This is a genomic window from Pseudoalteromonas ardens (assembly GCF_030125445.1).
GTDB classification, from domain to species: Bacteria; Pseudomonadota; Gammaproteobacteria; order Enterobacterales; family Alteromonadaceae; genus Pseudoalteromonas; species Pseudoalteromonas ardens.
In genome coordinates, this window is record NZ_JASJUV010000014.1 from 30,143 (window position 1) to 50,891 (window position 20,749).

Consider the following 20,749-nt stretch of genomic DNA (forward strand, 5'->3'; position numbering starts at 1 on the left):
AGTAAAGCTATATCAGGCTGACACTTGTAACGTTCGGTAACAATCTTATTCACTGTTAATGGTGTCTAAGCGTATTAATTTCAATTATATTTAGGGTCAACTAAAGAAAAAATAAGAAGAATGCCAATGGGGAATGAAACCACCAAAGTGTTAGTCGTTGACGATGATATGCGTTTGCGCAGCCTGCTGGAGCGATATCTGGTCGAGCAGGGGTTTATCGTTCGCAGTGCTGCCAATTCTGAGCAAATGGACAGATTGCTGGAGCGTGAAAACTTTCATCTGATGGTATTGGATTTGATGTTACCTGGTGAAGATGGTTTGTCTATCTGCCGTCGTCTCAGACAAAAAGAAAACGAAATCCCCATTGTTATGTTAACGGCGAAAGGGGATGAAGTGGACCGCATTATCGGGTTAGAGCTGGGGGCGGATGATTATTTACCTAAGCCTTTCAACCCGCGTGAATTGCTCGCCCGGATCAAAGCGGTGCTGCGTCGTCGTGCTAAGGAAGTGCCGGGCGCTCCTGCAGTTGAAGAAAATGAAGTCGAATTTGGTGCCTTTAAGCTCAATCTGGCAACCCGGGAAATGCAAAAAGATGATCAAACCATTGCGCTCACCAGCGGTGAATTTGCGGTTTTGAAGGCGTTGGTGAGTCATCCCAGAGAGCCATTGAGCCGTGACAAACTCATGAATCTGGCCCGAGGCAGAGATTACAGTGCATTGGAGCGCAGCATTGATGTGCAGGTCTCACGGTTACGCAGAATGATAGAAGAGGATGCCTCTAATCCCCGCTATATCCAGACTGTTTGGGGGCTGGGTTATGTTTTCGTGCCTGATGGCGAAAAGTAAATGAGTATCCTGCCACGCAGCGCATTTGGACAAACGGTGTTTTTTGTTGGTGCGCTGCTATTGATCAACCAGATCGTCTCCTATATCACAGTCACACTGTACGTGTTCAAGCCAACCTTTGAGCAGGTCAATTTGATGCTTGCCAAGCAGGTTAAAACCGTTTTTATAGACTGGGAAGAAGGGGTTGAGATCGACTCGGCTTTATCGAAAAAGTTTTTTGAGATCACAGGCATTGAAGTGATGAGTCAGCGTGAGGCTTATCGCAATGGGCTAGGTGAGGCAAAAGAATACACTTTATTGTCACGCAGCATGTCTGAGCAACTCAACGGCTCCGCTCGGGTACGGATCAGTCAGGGCGACCCTGTTGTTTACTGGGTAGAAGCGCCTCAGGCACCTGGTTATTGGGTTCGGGTACCACTCACCGGCTTCTCTGAAACCAAAATGGAGTTTCTGGTATTTTATCTCTCCAGTATCGGCTTTTTAAGCGTACTGGGCGGTTGGCTGTTTGCCCGGCACCTGAACCGGCCGCTCAAGGCTTTGCAGATTGCAGCCAGCCGGGTTGGGGTGGGGGACTTTTCTACTCGTCTGGTTGAGCATGGCTCTACGGAGGTCATCGAAGTCACCAGAGCTTTTAATAAAATGTCCAAAGGGATCGCTGAGCTGGAGAACGATCGGCGTCTATTGATGGCCGGGGTATCTCACGATTTAAGAACGCCCTTGACCCGGATCCGACTGGCAACAGAAATGATGTCGGACGAAGAAGCCTACCTGAAAGACGGCATTATCGATGATATTGAAGATATGAATGCCATTATCGATCAGTTTATTGAGTATCTCAGGCACCATAATAGTGGAGAAATGGTGTTGGATGATGTCAATGCTGTCGTTGAGGAAGTGGTGCATGCAGAACAACAGCATCAGCGCGAAATTGTGTTGGCTACAGCGGCAAATGTTCCCGCGGTGATGATGAACCATGTGGCATTAAAGCGGGTGGTGACCAACATGATAGAGAATGCCATCCGTTATTCAGACGACCAGATTGAGGTTGTGACAGAGTTTAGTGCTCGTCACAAAGCGGTGTTTATTAAGGTTAAAGACAGGGGACCTGGGATCCCTGAAGAAGAGCTGGAAACGCTATTTGAACCTTTTAAACAGGGCGATCTGGCCCGTGGTAGTGAAGGCAGTGGGCTGGGCCTGGCGATCATCAAACGCATCGTTTCTACCCATGGCGGTAAAGTACGTTTACGTAACCGCAAGGAGGGAGGCCTGAGCGCGGAGGTGATGTTGCCAGTTGCGAAAAAATTTGTCCCCCTGACAGCCGCACCTGAAGCGTCAAAGCCCAGTGAATAAGCGCGACTTATCGTACGAGGCTGGGTGTCTGAGCACAGGAGAGAGAGCCCAGTTGTTGTCTATTATTGGCTTGTGTTTTGAGGGGATTGACCCTGAAGCATATTTTGCTTATTACTTTGAGCAAAGTGGGCCTACACATCGCCGGCTAAGACTTTATTACTCTGACTCAGCAGAGCTGACGGGGTACTGTTTGCTGACTTTTGACGACAGCCATAAGGCATTTTGTGTCATCGGGGCGTCGGCTGGTTTTTTACCGCAGTTCCGGGGTAAGAATAATACCTTTTCATTTTCTATCCTTGAAGTGACCAAGGCTTATCTGCGCCGGCCCTGGCGCACTTTGTTATATGCAGACACTATGCTCAGTCCGGCCATGTTCCGGGCGATGGCGAAGAATATTGCTACTGTATATCCAACGGCGACAGGCTCTGTTGTTGAATCCCAGCTTTATGTAGCGTTAAACCCGGCTGGGTTAGTATCTGAGGTGAATGGTTTGCCGTGTCTGAAAGTGGTGGGGAGAAAAACGCGTTATTCGGCGCTGGAAGTGGCCCAGTTTAAAACCAGCAATAAACCCGAAATCGCCCATTACTGCGCGCTGAATCCCGATTTCGATAAGGGGGTGGCGTTACTCACTGTGATCCCAATCACATTGGGTCAGTTGCTTTCAACAGCCTGGAAACAGATAAAGTACTCCCGATAACTTTATACCCATTTCAGTTAGTACCTGTTCTATTTAAAGGCGCAAATATGACGCTAACGATGTTAAAAATTGCTCATTTAGAACCTTTTCCTAAGGTTTAAGTTCGCAAATTTTTGCCTCGCCTATATGGATGTAGGTACCTCAGAGATAGCAGGACGCGGGAGCAGTGTTATCGCCCCTATTTTCGCGCCTCAAAATAGAACACTTAATGAAGCAAATTGGTATTGCTCCAAACGGTGCGTACCAGAGAAGGGGGCTATCAGGCATAAAAAAACGCCCAACGAGGGGCGCTTTTGATAAAGGAATTTGCTTCTAAACCAGCTTAGCCGCGTGGACCTGCTGATTTGATGGCGTCAGAGACATCGTATTTTGCGAAGTTCACTTCGAAGTCTGCAGCCAGTTTAGACGCATACTCAGCATATTTCGCTTTGTCTTCCCAAGTATTGATTGGGTTAAGCAGCTTGCTGTCTACGCCCGGTACAGCAACCGGTACGTCCAGATTTAGCGCGTCAATGTGTTGTGTTTCTACGCCTTCCAGGGTGTCGTTAACGATTGCGTCAATCACAGCGCGTGTGGTTGGGATATCGAAACGCTTACCAATGCCGTAAGGGCCGCCAGTCCATCCAGTGTTAACCAGGTAAACTTTTGAATTGAATTCACGTACACGCTTCATTAGAAGCTCTGCATAAACACCTGCCGGGCGTGGGAAGAAAGGTGCGCCGAAACAAGTCGAGAAAGTTGATTCGATGTCTGATGTAGAACCAATTTCTGTAGAGCCGACTTTCGCCGTGTAACCACTTAGGAAGTGATAAGCCGCGGCTTCTTCCGAAAGAATAGACACTGGTGGTAGTACACCACTGACGTCACAAGTCAGGAAAACCACTGCGCGAGGTTCGCCTGCGCGGTTCTCTACTTTACGCTTTTCAACATGCTCAAGCGGGTAAGCTGCACGAGTATTTTGTGTCAGGCTGGTATCATTGAAATCAGGTACACGATCTTCGTCTAGTACTACGTTTTCAAGGATTGTACCGAATTTGATAGCATTCCAGATAACAGGTTCATTCTTTTGAGACAGGTCAATACATTTTGCGTAACAACCGCCTTCGATGTTGAAAACACTGCCAGGTGCCCAGCCATGCTCGTCATCACCAATCAGGAAGCGTTTAGGATCTGCCGACAAGGTCGTTTTACCTGTGCCAGACAAACCAAAGAATAAGGTGGTGTCGCCTGCTTCGCCTACGTTCGCACTACAGTGCATTGGCAGTACGCCCTTCGCTGGTAACAGGAAGTTTTGTACTGAGAACATAGACTTTTTCATTTCACCGGCGTAATGCATACCTGCGATAAGCACTTTGCGCTCTGCAAAGTTGATAATCACTGTACCGTCACTGTTCGTGCCATCGCGCTCTGGGTCGCAAACGAAAGAAGGTACATTCATTACCTGCCATTGGGGTAAATCAGCTGCATTGTATTTTTCAGGCTCGATAAACATGTTTTTGGCAAAAATATGGTGCCAAGCTGTTTCTGTTGTTACAACAACGGGCAAATAGTGCTCAGGATCTGAACCCACTTCAAGGTGAGAGACGAAGTGGTCATTGCTGTTCACGTGTGCTTCTACACGGGCCCACAGCGCGTTGAATTTGTCCGCATCGAATGGGCGGTTAACGTTACCCCATTGGATGTCGTTTTCTGTGCTTGGCTCTTTAACGATAAAACGGTCGTTAGGTGAACGCCCTGTGCGGCGGCCAGTTTTTGCTACAAAAGCTCCATTTGCGGCCAAAGTCCCTTCACCACGGCGGATGGCGTGTTCGACAAGTTCAGCTGCAGTTAAATCGACAAAACGAGTAGCGCTAGAAGTCATGTTTATACCTAAATGTGAGAATTGAACGGGATAGCTCTGGAGAAGTTTCACCAAAAGCTGAAATCATAGTAACAGATGAAATTCAGATATTCGAGCCCTGAAACCGGGTAAAACGCCATAAATTTGTCAAAAAAATCGAATAATTTCAATGATACCGGTGTCATAAAATGTGACCTTAAAATGACACCGGTATCAATTTTTGGCGACAAAAAAGCCGCCAAAATGGCGGCTTGTCTCCAAGATGTTAAAAATACCGCGGCTAATTAAAAATTGCCTTGATATCTTGTTCTTCAAATCGGTAGTTTTTTAAGCAGTAATGACAGCTGATATTGATCTCACCTTGCTTCTGGATATCCTCTAACAGTGCCTCCTGGCCGATGTTGGCCAGTGCACTGATGGTTTTGTCACGGCTACAACCGCAGACGAAGTTAATCTCCTGGGGTTCGAACAGCTGCGGGTTATCTTCGTGATATAAACGTGTCAGGACCGTTTGTGCGTCCAGCGTAAGCAATTCCTCATCTTTAATGGTATTGCTCAGTGCTTCTAAATGCGCAAAATCTTCTTCTGACTTGGTTTTGTCTACTGGCAGTACCTGTAAAAACAATCCGGCTGCTTTAGCACGCTCACCATTAACATCGGTGGCGAACCACAAGCGGGTCTTGAGTTGTTCAGATTGGATAAAATAGTCTTCCAGACAGGATGCTAAGGTCTCCCCGTTCAGTGGAACAACCCCTTGATAGCGTTCGCCCTTATTGGGGGTGATGGTGATCACCATGTAGCCTTTACCCATCAAATCCTGAATACTGCCACCAGTGATTTCACCTTGCAGGCGGGCGATACCGCGCATATTTTGCTTATGATCACCGTTGATGGCCGCGTACTTAACTGGTCCATCACCTTGTAATTGTACAGTGATGTCGCCTTCAAACTTTAAAGTGGCCGTCAATAGGCTGGATGCAAGCAATAGCTCACCCAATAAAGTTTGCACTTCCTTCGGGTAGTCATGGCCACTGATAATGTCATTAAAGGTTTGTTCAATTTGTACGAGTTCGCCACGTACATCGAGTTGATCGAAAATATATCGATGAAGTAAATCTTGTTGCATCAATTTGGATCCTAGCTAGATTTCAGTTTGAGCAGTTCGCGACGCTGCTTTTTATCTGGTTTATGCTCAGGGCGCGGTGCAAAAAAGCTGTTGTTTTTGCGCGCAATGGCATTTTGTGCCCGTTTTTCAAGGCTGGCTGCCGACTCTTCATAGAGGGTCTGGGCAATGGGGGCGCTTTGGCGCTTTTCCATCACTTGCAGCACGGTGACTTCTTTCTCATCAAAACCTTGTGCCAGTTTGATCACTGCGCCAGCCTCAACCATTCGGCTGGGTTTACAGCGTTGGCCATTGTAGTGTACCTTGCCACCTTGGATCATCTCGCGGGCGATGGTACGGGTTTTATAAAAGCGTGCCGCCCAGAGCCACTTGTCCAGGCGTACTTTCACTTCGCTTAGGTTGTTTTCTTGATTGACTTTTGTCACAATTCGTTAACTAATGCCCAAAGCTAATTTAATCGGTGAAATTTAACACATTTGATGAGGCAAAAAAAGCATCTGAACACGCTCTGATGTGGTTACATCTCAGCCACAGGCACTGTTAATGCTGTGTTCAGTTAGGTATTCTAAGTTGTACCTATTTACTTTAAAGTTTCATATACGCGTGCTTGTTGAATCGAATTCGAGGCGGTACACTGAGGCGCTCAACAGAATAAGAATATGACATATGGAATTACAGCTACAACAGTTGCAAAAATTACTACATAACTTACCCCACGCGAAGCTTAGCCGCCTGGTGGTGTATTTGGCTGTTGTGTATATCGCGTTTCTTTTTGCTAAGTTATTTTGGCTGCTTTGGCCAGTACCACAGACCCAGCCTTTACCTACCCAGTCTCAAATTTATGCGCAGAACTCGGCGGCGGTCAGCAGTCGTTCCATTCTTGGCCACAACGTATTTGGCAAAGCCAATGAAAAGCCTGTGGTTGAAGCGCCTAAACCGGTGATTTCTGATGCACCCGAAACGCAGCTGAATGTGCGCCTGACTGGTATTGTTGCAGTCAGCCAGGATGATGCTGCCGGGCTGGCTATTATTGAATCTCAGGGGCGCCAGGAAACCTACGTAGTCCAGGATGCCGTTAAGGGTACCCGTGCCAAGCTGGCTCAAGTTCTGCCAGACAGGGTGATCCTGGATGTGAGTGGTCGGTTTGAAACTTTGATGCTTGATGGCATCGAGTTCAGCCGTCAGGTTGCGACACCTGTACAGCCACGTCGTACCACCGCAAAACCAAATAGAGTCAGTAATCAAACCCGTGAGGAGCTGAAGCAACGTCGTGACGAATTGCTGGCTGAGCCGGGTAAATTGTTTGACTACATTCGTATTTCGCCTGAACGACGCAATGGCCAACTGGTTGGTTATCGCTTGCGTCCAGGCAAAGACCCCGAACTGTTTAAAAAAATGGGGCTTAAAAATAACGATCTCGCCATTGCTATTAATGGCTTCCAACTCACGGATATGAAACAGGCTATGTCAGCAATGAACGAGCTGAGAAATAGCACTGACGCCAATATCACGATTGAACGTGACGGCCAGACTGTCGATGTGCAATTTAGCCTGTAAAGACAATAATTTTGGAGTTATAAAAATCATGGGTAGAAAGCTACACCTCACAAAAATCAAAAAAGGGTTAGCTAAGTATGCAGCTCTGTTATTTGCGGCTGGATTGTCATTGTCTGTTTCTGCGGTTGAGTATGCGGCCAACTTTAAAGGCACTGATATTAACGAGTTCATTAATATCATCAGTAAGAATCTCAACAAAACCATCATTATTGACCCAAATGTACGGGGCAACATTAATGTTCGCAGCTATGAGCTGATGGATGAGGCACTTTACTATCAGTTTTTCCTTAACGTACTGGAAGTCTATGGCTATGCGGTCGTTGAAATGGAAACTGGGGTACTGAAAGTCGTGCGCAGCTCGGATGGTAAAAAAGCCAATGTACCTCTGGTCGGCGATAGCAACGACAATAACGGGGATGTGATGATCACCCGGGTTGTGGAAGTTAAAAACGTTAGCGTACAAGAACTGGGCCCATTGATCCGTCAGTTCAGTGACCAAAAAGATGGCGGTCATGTGACTAACTTCAACTCCGCCAACGTGATGATGTTGACGGGTCATGCTGCGTCGGTGAATCGCTTGGTTAATATCATCAAGTCGGTTGACCAGGCGGGTGATCAGCGCGTTGACATTGTTCGTCTGCAACATGCCACGGCTGACGACGTGGTTCAGGTGGTAGAGAAAATATACAAAGACGGCGGTAAGAATCAGGTTCCTGAATTCCTGATCCCGAAAATTGTTTCGGACAACCGAACCAACAGCGTGGTGGTCAGTGGTGAAGTACAAGCGCGTACCCGTGCCATTGAATTGATTAAACGCCTGGATGAAGAATTGCAAAACCAAGGTAATACGCAGGTATTCTATCTTGATTACGCAAAAGCCGAGGAGCTGGTTAAAGTACTGCAAGGGGTGAGTAAAACCCTGCAGGAAGAAGCGCAGGGGGGAAGTAAGACCCGTACCCGCAGTAACAAGAACGAAACCAGCATTGAGGCGCACGAAGATTCAAACTCATTGGTTATCACCGCACAACCGGACACTATGCGTTCGCTGGCCAGTGTCATCGAAAAACTTGACGTCCGTCGTGCTCAGGTACTGGTTGAGGCCATTGTTGTAGAAGTACAAGAAGGTGATGGTATCAACTTTGGTCTGCAATGGATCACCGAAAAAGGTGGTATGTTGCAGTTCAATAACGGCACAACAGTACCGGTTGGCTCATTGGCTGTGGCGGCTGAACAGGCGCGTGATAAGACGGTTGTTCGTACTCAGGCAGGTACAGAAGATCCGACCAAGATAACCGAATACAACGAAACCGTTGAAGGTGATTTAGGTGCGCTGGGCTCTTTGCTGGGCGGCATCAATGGTTTGGCAATGGGTGTGGTGAAAAACGACTGGGGTGCGATCATCCAGGCCGTATCAACCGATACCAACTCAAATATTCTGGCTACACCATCAATCACGACCATGGACAACGAAGAAGCGTCTATGATTGTCGGTCAGGAAGTGCCTATCATCACAGGCTCAACGGCCAGTGAAAACAACTCTAACCCGTTCCAGACCGTAGACCGTCAGGAAGTGGGTGTTAAATTGAAAGTCACGCCACAAATTAATGATGGCACCGCAGTACAGCTAACCATTGAGCAGGAAGTTTCCAGCGTCAGCGGTGCAACCGCGGTTGATATCTCAGTGAATAAACGTGCTATCAACACAACCGTCATCGCGGATGATGGCGGCATGGTTATCCTGGGTGGTCTGATTGACGAAGATGTTCAGGAAAGTGTCTCTAAAGTACCTCTGTTGGGTGATATCCCATTCTTGGGGCACTTGTTCAAGTCAACGAACACGACTAAACGTAAGCGTAATCTGTTGGTATTTATTCGTCCGACGATTGTTCGTGACAGCCGCAGCATGAACGAGCTGAGCCATGCTAAATATAAGTTTATCCGCGGTGAGCAGACTAAGCAGCGTGAAGATGGTATTGACCTGATGCCGCTGCAAGACGCACCTATCCTGCCACAGTGGGATGATGCCATGGTATTGCCACCCACGTATGAAGAGTTTCTGAACGAGCAAAACGAGAAGAACAATGACTGAGGCAATACAGGAACTCATTGAAGGTCATGATGAAACAGCGTTGCCGCTGGATGATTCAATGGATACAGAGGCCGGGTCGCATGTGCGCCTGCCCTTTGCCTATGCCAGACGCCAAAGCTTGCTGTTAAGTCAGCAACCGGAAGGACTGAAAGTTTACTACAAAGGTCAGCCCTCGCTGGATGCATTGCTTGAAGTACGTCGTATTGCTCAGGCTGGGTTTACCCTTGAGCAGTTGGATGACGACAAGTTTGAGTTGCTACTGGAAGCATCGTATCAGCGAGACAGCTCTGAAACACAGCAGATGATGGAAGACATAGGCAACGAAGTTGACCTCTTCTCGCTTGCTGAAGAAATGCCGCAAACCGAAGACTTGCTTGCTGCCGATGACGATGCACCGATCATCAAACTGATCAACGCCATGCTGAGCGAAGCAATCAAAGAAGGGGCCTCGGATATTCATATCGAGACCTTTGAGCAGGAGTTAGTGATCCGGTTCCGGGTGGATGGCGTGTTGAAAGAGGTGCTTAAACCTAATCGTAAGCTCTCTTCACTGCTGGTATCCCGGATCAAGGTTATGGCTAAACTCGATATCGCTGAAAAGCGTGTCCCACAGGATGGCCGGATCAGTTTACGTATCGCTGGTCGTGCTGTTGATGTGCGGGTTTCCACCATGCCATCCAGTTTTGGTGAGCGTGTTGTATTGCGTCTGTTAGACAAGAACAATGCGCGTCTGAATCTGGAAGATTTGGGGATGACGGAGCGTAACCGAGAGCTATTTGCTGAGATCATTGCCAAGCCACACGGTATCATTCTGGTTACCGGTCCGACAGGTTCTGGTAAGAGTACCACCTTGTATGCCGGTATGACGCAGATTAACTCCAAAGATCGCAACATACTGACTGTAGAAGATCCGATTGAATATGAAATCCCCGGGATTGGTCAGACTCAGGTGAACCCCAAAGTGGATATGACCTTTGCTCGTGGTCTGCGCGCGATACTGCGTCAGGATCCGGATGTGGTGATGGTTGGTGAGATCCGGGATTTGGAAACTGCCCAGATAGGCGTGCAGGCGTCACTGACAGGTCACTTGGTGATGTCAACACTGCACACCAACACCGCGTCGGGTGCGATCACCCGGATGGAAGACATGGGCGTTGAACCTTTCCTGCTCTCTTCATCTTTATTGGGTGTCTTGTCTCAGCGACTGGTACGAACTTTATGCCCTAACTGTAAAGAAGCCCACTTGGCGGATGACCGCGAGTGCGAGCTACTGGGGGTCGAGAAAGGTGCGCAAACAACCATTTATCGTGCTGTTGGCTGTGAAGAGTGTAACTTCAACGGCTACAAGGGCCGAACCGGTATTCATGAATTATTGATAGTGGACGAGCACATACGTGAATTGATCCATAACGGTAAAGGTGAACAGTCGGTTGAGAAGTACATACGGACGTTCAGTCCGAGCATTCGTCAGGACGGCTGCGCCCGGGTGCTGAAAGGCCAGACGACGCTGGAAGAGGTGATGCGGGTCACCCGTGAGGAAGGCTAATGGCTGCGTTTGAGTATCGTGCTTTAGACGGCAAAGGAAAAGAGAAAAAAGGCATACTGGAGGCAGATACTGCCAAACAGGTTCGCCAGATGCTGCGTGAAAAAGCCATGATGCCACTTGAGGTGGCGCCGGCTGCGGAAAAAGAAAAGTCCGCCAGTTCAGGTGGCTTTAGTTTGTCACGTGGTTATAAACCTTCGGTTTCCGATATTGCCCTGATCACCCGCCAGCTAGCGACGTTGATCCAATCCTCTTTGCCAGTAGAAGCCGCCGTAATGGCAGTGGCAGAGCAGTGTGAGAAGCCGCGTCTCAAACGTATGCTTATGGCAGTTCGTTCTAAAGTGGTGGAAGGTTACACGCTGGCTGATGGTATGTCAGAGTTCCCGCATGTGTTCGATAATTTGTATCGGGCTATGGTGGCAGCCGGTGAAAAGTCGGGCCATTTGGATCAAGTATTAAATCGCCTGGCAGACTATACCGAACAGCGTCAACATATGCGCAGTCAGATCACGCAGGCGATGGTTTATCCTACCATTCTGGTGATATTTGCTATTGCTATCGTGTCGGTTCTGCTGGGTACTGTGGTTCCAAAAATCCTAAAAACCTTTGAGAAATCTAAACAGGTTCTGCCGTGGACAACGGAATGGGTTATGGCAGCCAGTAATTTTGTGCAGGCCTACTGGATGGTGTCTCTTATCGCCATTTTCGGCAGCGTCTTTTTAATCAAACAAGCGCTTAAACGGCCCAAGGTTCGCTTTTGGTACGACGCCAAGCTATTACAGCTACCAGGCATTGGTAAAATTAGTCGTGGCATCAATACCGCGCGTTTTGCCCGTACTCTGAGTATTTTGTCTTCCAGTTCCGTACCTTTGCTGGAAGGGATGAAAATTTCTGGTCAGGTACTGGAAAACGAGAAGATAAAAGCGGCCGTGACCGAAGCGGCAACCCATGTGAGTGAAGGTGCAAGCTTGCGAGCTGCATTGGCACAAACAAAGTTATTTCCGCCCATGATGCTTCATATGATTGCAAGTGGTGAAAAGTCCGGGGAACTGGAGCAAATGCTAGAGCGTGCTGCTAACAACCAGGACAGGGAATTCGAAAGTATGGTCAGCGTTTCGTTAAAACTGCTCGAACCCGCCATGATTGCAAGCATGGCCGTGATCGTGCTGTTTATCGTAATGGCGATCCTACAGCCAATCATGGCGATGAACAAAGCAATTGGTCTGTAGTCAAATTAATTGCATATACAACATCAGCGTGTCGGTCTGGCACTACACGCTAACAGCATTGAGGTAATCAAAGTGAAAAAACAATCCGGCTTTTCATTATTAGAAGTAATGGTGGTTCTGGTCATCATCGGGATGATCATGTCTATCGTGGCACCTAACATTATGGGTCAACAAGAAGAAGCAGCAAAAGAAAAAGCGATGCTGGACATTCGTCAGATTGAAGACGCAATGAAAATGTACAAGCTTAAAAATAAAAAGTACCCAACCACAGAGCAAGGTCTGGAAGCCTTGGTGACGCAAACTACTATTGACCCTGTACCAAAGCGTTTCCCGGAAGGCGGCTTCATTTCAAAGCTACCTGAAGATCCTTGGGGTAATCCGTATCAGCTGGTTAGTCCCGGTGAAATGGGTAAGATCGATGTCTTTTCTATGGGGCCTGACGGTGAAGTAGGCACAGAAGATGACCTGGGTAACTGGGACAACGAAGAAGACCGTTAATTCTTATGCACACAGCAGTAAACCTTCAATCCGGTGTGCGTCAGGCACACCTGCCTAAATCTGGCCGTCAGACCGGGTTCAGCCTTATCGAAATCCTGATGGTGCTGGTGATCATTGGCTTTTCAGTCAACCTGGTCACTTATACGCTGTCTGACGATATGGAAGAAGAATTGGAGCGTGAAGCGCTCCGACTGCATAGTGTGATCAACATGGCCTCTGAGTTTGCCATTCTCAATCAAATTGAGCTGGGCTTTCACCTGGATAAGAAAAAGCTTGAATTTCTGGTCTTTGACGGTGAAAAGTGGACGACTTTTGAGGCTGAAGAACTCTATCAGGCGGTAGAGTATTCAGATGATTATAAAATTGTACTCACGACGGAAGATTTAGCCTGGGCACAGGACAATATGCTTGAACAGGCCAATTGGCGTGAGTTGATGGGCAGCGGCGATGAAGAGAGCCTGCTGGAACTGAAAAAACTGAAAATTCCCCAGGTCTTATTATTGTCGTCTGGCGAGGTCAGTGCGTTTCAGCTCAGCCTTGAGCTCGAGGAAGACAGTGAACCCGTGTATTTTGTTGAAGGCGAGTTTATGGCGCCGGTGAATTTACGCAAGGAGCCGGAAGACTCATGAATGGCCTGGTAGCAAGGACAAAACAAGCTGGCTTTACACTCCTTGAGGTGATGGTTGCACTCAGTATCTGTGCCGTTGCTGGGATTGCTGCGATGCAGGCAACGGGTGAGCATATCAATCACATCAGTACCCTGGAACAGCAAGCTTATGCTTCCTGGGTGGCCGAAAACCGCCTTGTTATGATGCGTGCAGGCGCCAAAGAGGGCGCGGTACGCAATGGCCTTAAAGGCGATGAGGAAATGGGCGGAGTAACCTGGTATTGGTCACAATCTACCCTCGCAACGGCCGACCCCACTTTTGTGAAGGTCACGATAGAAGTGTTTTCCGATGAAAAGCGTGAACACTCAGTGTATGACCTGACCACCTTTATTTATAAAAAAGGGAAGCGATAATGCGCGCGCATATTCCCTCCCGACAGGGCGGTTTTACCCTGATTGAGGTATTACTGGCCTTGGCTATTCTGGCCATGGTGGTCACTGCCACCCATCAGATCCTGGACACCACACTTAGAGCCAAAGAGGCATCTGAAGAAACCGTGGCAGAGCTGGAATCATTGCAAACCATGTTTCGTTTGATGGACCAAGATTTCAATCAGATGACCAAACGGGAAGTACGTAATGAGGCGGGGGACTTTAGCCCAACCTATATCATTCATGGTCGCTACAACCTGAACAGTCAGTACGATGGGATTGCTTTTGTACGTGATGGCTGGACCAATCCAATTAGTCTGCTGCCTCGTTCTGAATTACAGGCTGTCGGTTATCGGGTAGTCGACGACAATCTGGAACGCATTTACCGAATTTATGTTGATCAGCTCGATGGTACTGAACCTCGCAGTCAGGTGATCCTGGAAAACGTTGAAGAGCTTAAATTTGAGTTTCTGGATGATAAGCAGAAGTGGCAGAATAGCTGGGATATTAAAGCGCTGCCTTTGGCGGTTGCTGTGACGATACAGCAACAAGAGGCTGAGCCAATCCGGCGCATCTTTTTGACGCCAGGCGATGGTAAAGTGAAACAAGCCAGTAGCGGTGACGATAATCGCAACGGCAATAGTAACAATAACAATAACAACGATAATAACGGTCGAAATGACAATGATGGACAAAGGAGGGGCTAGCGTGAAATCTCAACGTGGTGCAGCGTTAGTCATCGTTTTGTTTATTGTGGCTCTGGCTGCGACTATCGCCACAGAAATGACCATGAGTCTGATGGTACAGGTGCAAAAAGCCACTAATCTGCAGACCCATCAGCAAGCTAAATGGTATAGCTATGGGGCGGAAGAGTTGGTTAAAAAGGTCTTGCTCGACAGCCGCAAAGACGAGCCAGACAAAGTCCATCTGGGACAGCCCTGGGCATTGGAAGAGGTACCCTACCCGGTTGATCATGGCACCCTGAGCGGTGAGATCACGGATTTACAGGCCTGTTTAAACCTCAATGCATTGCGTAATAAACCGCAAAACAGCGGCGGCCGAAATGAGACAAACCCGGCGCACAAAGCGCTGCTTGAGCTGTTAAAAAACATCGAAGACTTGCCCAGTGAAGAAAGCGAAGAGGCTATGGCAGACAGTGTGTATGACTGGCTGGACGATGACAGCATTACGTTCCGTTCGGGTGCTGAAGAAGATGAATATATGTCACTCAGAACGCCTTATCTGACAGCAAATAACTTGTTTGCTTCAGTCAGTGAGCTGAGGATCATCAAAGGGTTTAACCCTCTGGTGATGGAAAAGTTACTGCCTTATGTGTGCGTGATCCCGGGCAGCACTGAGTTGGCGATTAATGTAAATACCATTCAGCCTGAGCAAGCGTTGTTGCTGAGTGCGTTAATGGAGGGGCTGAGCGAGTCTGGCGCAGAGGCGATTATTTCGGCTCGTCCTGAAAAAGGCTTTGACTCAATACAGGAATTTTATTCGGAAGCGGCAAATCAAGGTGCTTCCGACAAACAAAAGAACGATAAAATTTTTACTATTTCAAGCAATTATTTTAAGTTACGAGCAAAGGCTCAGTTCGATGAGCGTTTGTTTCGCCTGACCTCAATAATCGAAATAAAAGATGGTCGGGCGAGCATCCTAGCGCGTAAATTTGGAGGCGTTTAGTGTCAGAAAAATTGATGATCCGTGTGGGTCACTCACAACAAGAGCCGGTTCACTGGTTAGTCTGGTCGGCGCAAGACGCGCAGATCATTGCCAGCGGTGAGCTGGAGCATGCCGGACTGCTCGGTGAGCTTAGTGAAAAAGCACAAAGCCGCTCGGTTGTCGTGTTGCTGCCAGCCTCTAGCGTGCAGTTAAAAACGATTGATTTACCGGCCAAGTGGAATCGCAAACTGGAGCAGGCCCTGCCTTTCATGCTGGAAGAGCAAATTGCCTGCGATATTGATTCGGCCTTTATCGCAGTAGGTAAAGCGGGTCAGCGTGACGAGCAACACACTATAGATGTGGCCTTATGTGATAAAGCCTGGTTAGCAGCCTGGATGGCGTTATTCGATGATTTTGATATCAGCGTTCAGCGCTTGCTACCTGATGCATTATTATTGCCTGCACCGTCAGACAATTCTATCAGTGCCATAGAGCTGGGCACGCAGTGGTTGTTCCGCTCAGCAGAGTGGCAGGTCAGTGGCGTTGAATCTGACTGGCTGGCTGGTTTCTTAGGATTGCTACCTGAGGAACGCATTCAACACTTCAGCCCGGGTGAGGCACTGGCGTCGAACAAAACGCTCGATGCGATGGAAAGCGAGTATGACTTACCATTGGCGTTATTTGCCAAACAACTTGAGCAGCAAAGCTTTAACTTACGTCAGGGTAAATTTGCCGCCAAGAAAAAGCAGCCTCAGTGGTGGCGTGATTGGCAAGCAGGCTTAATTGCCGCGTCAATTGCCTTGGTCTGTTTTATCGGCATAAAGTCAACGCAGCTGATCTTGTTGCAGAATCAGGCTGACGAACTAAGCGCGCAGGCTGTTGCCAGTTATAAGCAAGCTTTTCCGAATAAAGTGGTGCGTCCGCACTTGTTGAAAAAACAGATCCAGAATGAGCTGAATAGTTTATCAGGCGAGCAGCAAGGTGGCTTCCTTGAGTTGACCAATCACTTTGTGACTGTATTCGATGAAGTGAAGGACTTTGAACCCGAAACACTGCGCTATGACCAACGTCGTAACGAACTGCGGATCCGGGCAAAAGCCAACGGCTTCCAGGTATTTGGACAGGTGAAAAGCATCCTGGAGCAGCGCGGCATGACTGTGCAGCAAGGTGCACTTAATAATGATGGCGACAACGTGATTGGTGAGATCCGCATTCGAGGTGCAGCATGAAACAGCAAGTGATCAATTATTGGCAATCTCTTAAAGAGCAGGAGCAAAAGCTGCTGATCCTTGGCGGGGTTGTGTTTTGTGTGTTTGTGTTGGTGATGGGGATCATCCGTCCACTCAATAGCGCGGTTGAAAAAGCAGAAAAAGAAGTCGATAAACAGCAGGCACTGGTTTCCTGGGTAGGCAAAAGTGTGACCCAGCTGAAGAGCCAGGGGGCTGGTCGCGCCTCTGCGGCCAATGTTAACCTGACTCAATTGGTAAACCGTACGCGTGGTAAATATAAAATTGTCATCAGCAAAATGCAGCCCAATGATAATGCGCTGCGCGTCAATATCGACAATGTGGAGTTTAACCAGTTGATTGCCTGGCTGGACGAGCTGACCAATCAGCATGGTGTTAAAGTGGCTAATCTGGATCTGGGTAAGGAAGATGCGCCCGGGTATGTTCGAGTTAGCCGTCTGGTATTAGAGAATTAAGTATGAAGAAGATCATCAGTTTAGTGCTGGTTTTTTTGCTGGCCTTTGGTGTTTTTGCTGCCATTAGCATGCCAGCCAGTATAGTTTTGCAGCTTTCGCAGGGCTCTTTACCTCGTGCGTTGGCCATTGGGGCCGTATCGGGCTCGGTATGGGAAGGGCGGATCAGTGAAGTCCGTTACGAAAATGTGCAACTGAATGACGTCACCTGGCAGCTAAATGGCTGGGGACTGTTAACGGGTCAGTTACAGGGTAAAGTACGTTTTGGCTCACCCAGAGCACTGGATGAAATTTCTGGTAGTAGTAATTTCTCTGTGTCTTTACTGGACCAGGCTGCGCAGCTGGATGATGCCACTTTGCGTTTTAGCGTCGAACAGGCGATGCAGCAGGTTACCCTGCCGCTGCCCGTGGATGCTAAGGGTCGCGTGATCCTGAGTATTGATGAGTACCATACCGGCCAGCCATACTGTGAGGCGCTCACCGGTGAGATCAGTAGTCCCAATATTGATATCAAAGGGCTTAGTGGCTGGTTCAGTATCGGTGATATGAGTGGTGTACTGAGCTGTAAATCTGGCGATATTGCCGTCACAGTGGATCCGGAGAATCGCTTAGGCCTGCGTGCTGACGCAACGTTGGCTGCCAATATGCAGTTCCGCGTTGCAGGTAATATCAAACCCGAAGCCTCTTTACCAAAAGAAGTCCATGATGCGGTTAAATTCTTAGGTCGTCCTGACAGCGAAGGGCGTTACCCGGTGAACTTATAAATCATGATGACGTTTAACTACGATGCGCAGCATCAGACTGCGCTGACTAATTATCTTGAGCAGCGGCCTGGCGCATTGAGCCTACGCGCTGTTGAAGGCTATTTGTTTGGGTTAATTTGTAGCCCGGACGGGATAGAGCCAGAGCAATGGTTAAGCGAGCTGAGCCTGAATGATGAGGCGCTGGAAGAGCACATCGTGTTTGCTTTTTTAGCACTGCATCATCATATCAGCGAGCAGGTTTTCTCTGATCAATTTGCTCTGCCTGCACAGGCACAGTCTTCCTGGTCGGAAAAGCAACAGTGGAGCCAGGGCTTTTTACTGGCCAGCCAACCCTATTATGAGCGCTTAGTAACCGCTTCTGAGGTACCACAAGCATTGGTTGAGGCGTTGCAAATGGCGACTGAGCAACTGGCATTTTTCAGTTTGCAAGAACAGCAAGTAGCCCAGTTTTGTGAACAGTCGGGGCAAGAGATGTCGGCCTTTTGTGACCAGCAATTGAGCTTAGCCAATGACTTTGCGCAAGGCTACGCAGCCTTGATTGAGCAGGTCGCTCTGGCGAGCGGCCTGTACAACGAGTAATTCAGTTACATCAAATCCAGTTCAATGTGAGTGCAGCCTTTTGCACAATGTGCACTCCCTTTGGTTCCCTTTGCAGCGGTCAGGTCGAGTTGGATTGGCTGCTCACAATGCTGACACAACACCGTTTGGCCTTTGCTCAGTTTCTTCAGTAGCGCTTTTTGTTCATTGAAAGACTGAGCGCTGGCTTTGTTCAGTTGAGAAAAGTCCATTACAGCCCCGCCTCGCGCAACGAGCCGGCCGCGATTTCACACACATCCAGTAGCTTGGGGCCATAAAAGTACATATTCAGCTCATTGCCTTCACAAAACTTGAGGTGAAACACTTTCATTTTTTCATTAGTCGACAGGGCAGACATAATGTAGTCGTGCTCTGACTCGGTTAAGGTTAGCTCTTTTTTGATCTGCTGGCGTGCGAGCTTGGCTGCCAGGCTATACTGGGCTTTGCTGGTGTCACCAAGCAGATCAACGCCGTACTGAATAACCTGCTCACGCGGCTCTTTGATACTTGGGTGGTCAATGGTGAACAGAGCCAGTATCGCCACGACTAAAATTAAGTACTTTTTCATAACTGCAACAACTTTGATCTAAACAGCTAAAAGATGTCGCCAGTGTAATAAAATGACGGAATTAAAAGCAAGTTTAGTGCTCAGAATTTTTTATTACTCGAAATGAACGCGATGCTGTTTTATGTCGGGTTTTCCCTTTAAAATGAGCGAGATCTGATCCAGATTGATATACTACATATATAAAAGAGAGGTCACTGTAGCAAGTACCTGTCCCAGGCGCGTAAGGAGCTGTGATGGACAAGCAAATTAAGGTCAAAAATATTCCCGTCGACGTCAAAATCCACAAACCCGACGATTTACAACCAGACAGGTTTAACCCTCGTAATCGCATTTATGTCAGGGCCGTCACAGGATTGCACCAAAAACTCAGAAAGCAGATAGGCTTTATCGGCATGCTGGCGTTCATGCTGTTGCCCTGGATTAATTTCAATGGTGAGCAAGCGGTGCTGTTCGATATCTTTGAGCAAAAATTTAATATTTTTGGTCTGACTCTGTGGCCTCAGGATCTCACCATTCTGGCCTTTATTTTGATGATAGCGGCCTTTGCCTTGTTTTTGGTAACGACTTTCTATGGTCGGGTGTGGTGCGGTTACACTTGCCCTCAAACGGTCTGGACGTTCATTTTTATCTGGTTTGAAGAAAAGCTGGAAGGTACCGCCAATCAGCGTAAGAAGCTTGATCAGCGACCTATGGACTTTGATAAGTTCTGGCGTAAAACAGCCAAACACCTTAGTTGGGTGCTGTTTTCTCTGTATACCGCCATTTCGTTTGTCGGCTATTTCACGCCTATCCGTGAATTACTCCCCGACCTGCTGATGTTTTCAGCTTCGGGGTATGCGGCGTTAAGTGTGGCGACCTTTACTCTGTGTACCTATGGTAATGCCGGCTGGATGCGCGAGATCATGTGTCTGCATATTTGTCCTTATTCACGTTTTCAGTCTGCGATGTTCGACAAAGACACTTTCACTGTAAGTTATGACACCGCGCGAGGCGAAAATCGCGGACCTCGTGGTCGTAAGGAGGATCCGAAAGCACTGGATCTGGGTGATTGTATCGACTGTAAATTGTGTGTGCAGGTTTGTCCGACCGGTATTGATATCCGTAATGGGCTGCAATACGAATGTATCAATTGTGGTGCCTGTATCGATGCGTGTGATGGTGTAATGGATAAAATGAACTATCCGAAGGGACTGATCTCTTACACAACGGAACGCAACCTGGAAAGTAGCAGTGAAAAAACCAAAGCCGTGCGGGGTAAGTTGATCGGCTACCTGCTGATCCTGATTGTCTTAAGTGGTGCTTTGGTTGCCAATGTTGCGATGCGCAAAACACTCGATCTGGATATCATCAGAGACAGAAACCAGCTGTATCGCGTCAATGTAGAAGGGCTGGTTGAAAACACGTATACACTGAAGATGATCAACAAAGCACAAGTGCCTCAAACTTTCCTCATCAGTATTCGCGGTTTGTCTGATTTCACAATTCTGGGCAAACAGGAGATCCACATTGCGGCTGGCTCGACGGTGGATCAGCCGTTGTCAGTCGTCATTGACCCTTACGATCTGACGTTACCGGTTACCGAGTTTGAGTTCGTTATCACAGTTAAAGATGCGCCCTCTGAGTCTATTGCACAGCCGACAAACTTTTTTAAAGGTCGTTAGCAGAG

22 protein-coding genes are annotated in these 20,749 nt (G+C 48.0%); 17 read left to right on the forward strand and 5 right to left on the reverse strand.

Going from position 1 to position 20,749, the window contains the following annotated elements:
* Positions 1-126 precede the first annotated feature (126 nt).
* From ompR to QNM19_RS24215, 3 genes are read left to right on the forward strand one after another with little or no spacing between them, the layout of a single operon-like run.
* The gene (ompR, locus tag QNM19_RS24205) at positions 127-846 is read left to right on the forward strand and encodes an osmolarity response regulator transcription factor OmpR (protein WP_010387140.1); all 720 of its coding nucleotides are present in this window, start codon (positions 127-129) and stop codon (positions 844-846) included.
* The gene (gene envZ, locus QNM19_RS24210; protein WP_049863338.1) at positions 847-2,196 is read left to right on the forward strand and encodes a two-component system sensor histidine kinase EnvZ; all 1,350 of its coding nucleotides are present in this window, start codon (positions 847-849) and stop codon (positions 2,194-2,196) included.
* 52 nt (positions 2,197-2,248) lie between these two features.
* On the forward strand, positions 2,249-2,893 hold the full coding sequence (locus QNM19_RS24215) for a hypothetical protein (RefSeq protein ID WP_284027301.1): 645 nt from the start codon (positions 2,249-2,251) through the stop codon (positions 2,891-2,893).
* Between the two features lie 322 nt (positions 2,894-3,215).
* On the opposite strand, the gene QNM19_RS24220 is transcribed toward QNM19_RS24215, so the two are convergent.
* The 3 genes from QNM19_RS24220 to hslR all read right to left on the reverse strand — a co-directional run bounded on the left by QNM19_RS24220 (position 3,216) and on the right by hslR (position 6,281).
* Positions 3,216-4,754 carry a phosphoenolpyruvate carboxykinase gene (locus tag QNM19_RS24220; protein ID WP_049863339.1) on the reverse strand — a complete coding sequence of 513 codons (1,539 nt, stop codon included), beginning with the start codon at positions 4,752-4,754 and terminating at the stop codon, positions 3,216-3,218.
* A gap of 259 nt (positions 4,755-5,013) precedes the next feature.
* The gene (gene hslO / locus QNM19_RS24225) at positions 5,014-5,859 is read right to left on the reverse strand and encodes an Hsp33 family molecular chaperone HslO (RefSeq protein ID WP_049863341.1); all 846 of its coding nucleotides are present in this window, start codon (positions 5,857-5,859) and stop codon (positions 5,014-5,016) included.
* Positions 5,860-5,870: 11 nt separating this feature from the next.
* On the reverse strand, positions 5,871-6,281 hold the full coding sequence (gene hslR / locus QNM19_RS24230) for a ribosome-associated heat shock protein Hsp15 (protein WP_049863342.1): 411 nt from the start codon (positions 6,279-6,281) through the stop codon (positions 5,871-5,873).
* Positions 6,282-6,522: 241 nt separating this feature from the next.
* On the opposite strand from hslR, the gene gspC reads away from it, so the two are divergent.
* The 13 genes from gspC to QNM19_RS24295 all read left to right on the forward strand — a co-directional run bounded on the left by gspC (position 6,523) and on the right by QNM19_RS24295 (position 18,518).
* A complete protein-coding gene (gene gspC / locus QNM19_RS24235; protein ID WP_049863343.1) occupies positions 6,523-7,413 on the forward strand; it encodes a type II secretion system protein GspC in 891 nt (296 codons plus the stop codon).
* Positions 7,414-7,441: 28 nt separating this feature from the next.
* Positions 7,442-9,502, forward strand: a complete 2,061-nt coding sequence (gene gspD, locus QNM19_RS24240) for a type II secretion system secretin GspD (RefSeq protein WP_049863344.1) — start codon at positions 7,442-7,444, stop codon at positions 9,500-9,502.
* Between the two features lie 58 nt (positions 9,503-9,560).
* The gene (gspE, locus tag QNM19_RS24245) at positions 9,561-11,048 is read left to right on the forward strand and encodes a type II secretion system ATPase GspE (protein ID WP_284027308.1); all 1,488 of its coding nucleotides are present in this window, start codon (positions 9,561-9,563) and stop codon (positions 11,046-11,048) included.
* Complete coding sequence (gene gspF / locus QNM19_RS24250) at positions 11,048-12,274, forward strand: type II secretion system inner membrane protein GspF (protein WP_010387122.1); 1,227 nt, start codon at positions 11,048-11,050, stop codon at positions 12,272-12,274. Before gspE ends, gspF begins: the two co-directional genes overlap by 1 nt.
* 72 nt (positions 12,275-12,346) lie before the next feature.
* Positions 12,347-12,772 (forward strand): type II secretion system major pseudopilin GspG, encoded by a 426-nt coding sequence (gene gspG / locus QNM19_RS24255; RefSeq protein WP_049863352.1) that lies wholly within the window; start codon positions 12,347-12,349, stop codon positions 12,770-12,772.
* 5 nt (positions 12,773-12,777) lie between these two features.
* Positions 12,778-13,401: a type II secretion system protein gene (locus QNM19_RS24260; protein WP_284027302.1), complete on the forward strand. Its 624-nt coding sequence runs from the start codon at positions 12,778-12,780 to the stop codon at positions 13,399-13,401.
* Entirely contained in the window at positions 13,398-13,793 is a 396-nt protein-coding gene (gspI, locus tag QNM19_RS24265) for a type II secretion system minor pseudopilin GspI (RefSeq protein ID WP_049863346.1), read from the forward strand. The genes QNM19_RS24260 and gspI overlap by 4 nt, the downstream gene beginning before the upstream one ends.
* Positions 13,793-14,518 carry a type II secretion system minor pseudopilin GspJ gene (gspJ, locus tag QNM19_RS24270; protein WP_049863347.1) on the forward strand — a complete coding sequence of 242 codons (726 nt, stop codon included), beginning with the start codon at positions 13,793-13,795 and terminating at the stop codon, positions 14,516-14,518. Before gspI ends, gspJ begins: the two co-directional genes overlap by 1 nt.
* Positions 14,499-15,497, forward strand: coding sequence for a type II secretion system minor pseudopilin GspK (gspK, locus tag QNM19_RS24275; protein WP_049863348.1), 999 nt, complete (start codon positions 14,499-14,501; stop codon positions 15,495-15,497). The genes gspJ and gspK overlap by 20 nt, the downstream gene beginning before the upstream one ends.
* On the forward strand, positions 15,497-16,705 hold the full coding sequence (gspL, locus tag QNM19_RS24280) for a type II secretion system protein GspL (RefSeq protein ID WP_049863349.1): 1,209 nt from the start codon (positions 15,497-15,499) through the stop codon (positions 16,703-16,705). The genes gspK and gspL overlap by 1 nt, the downstream gene beginning before the upstream one ends.
* Positions 16,702-17,178, forward strand: a complete 477-nt coding sequence (gene gspM, locus QNM19_RS24285; protein ID WP_049863350.1) for a type II secretion system protein GspM — start codon at positions 16,702-16,704, stop codon at positions 17,176-17,178. Before gspL ends, gspM begins: the two co-directional genes overlap by 4 nt.
* Positions 17,179-17,180: 2 nt before the next feature.
* A complete protein-coding gene (locus QNM19_RS24290) occupies positions 17,181-17,939 on the forward strand; it encodes a type II secretion system protein N (protein ID WP_058797001.1) in 759 nt (252 codons plus the stop codon).
* 3 nt (positions 17,940-17,942) lie between these two features.
* Complete coding sequence (locus QNM19_RS24295; RefSeq protein WP_284027303.1) at positions 17,943-18,518, forward strand: UPF0149 family protein; 576 nt, start codon at positions 17,943-17,945, stop codon at positions 18,516-18,518.
* Between the two features lie 5 nt (positions 18,519-18,523).
* Here QNM19_RS24295 and QNM19_RS24300 read toward each other — a convergent pair whose 3' ends face one another.
* Both QNM19_RS24300 and QNM19_RS24305 read right to left on the reverse strand, forming a co-directional pair.
* Entirely contained in the window at positions 18,524-18,727 is a 204-nt protein-coding gene (locus QNM19_RS24300) for a hypothetical protein (RefSeq protein ID WP_049866014.1), read from the reverse strand.
* Positions 18,727-19,083: a hypothetical protein gene (locus QNM19_RS24305; protein WP_049866013.1), complete on the reverse strand. Its 357-nt coding sequence runs from the start codon at positions 19,081-19,083 to the stop codon at positions 18,727-18,729. Before QNM19_RS24305 ends, QNM19_RS24300 begins: the two co-directional genes overlap by 1 nt.
* Before the next feature lie 233 nt (positions 19,084-19,316).
* Here QNM19_RS24305 and ccoG point away from each other — a divergent pair, with 233 nt between their 5' ends.
* The gene (ccoG, locus tag QNM19_RS24310) at positions 19,317-20,744 is read left to right on the forward strand and encodes a cytochrome c oxidase accessory protein CcoG (protein ID WP_284027304.1); all 1,428 of its coding nucleotides are present in this window, start codon (positions 19,317-19,319) and stop codon (positions 20,742-20,744) included.
* The last annotated feature ends 5 nt before the right edge of the window (positions 20,745-20,749 follow it).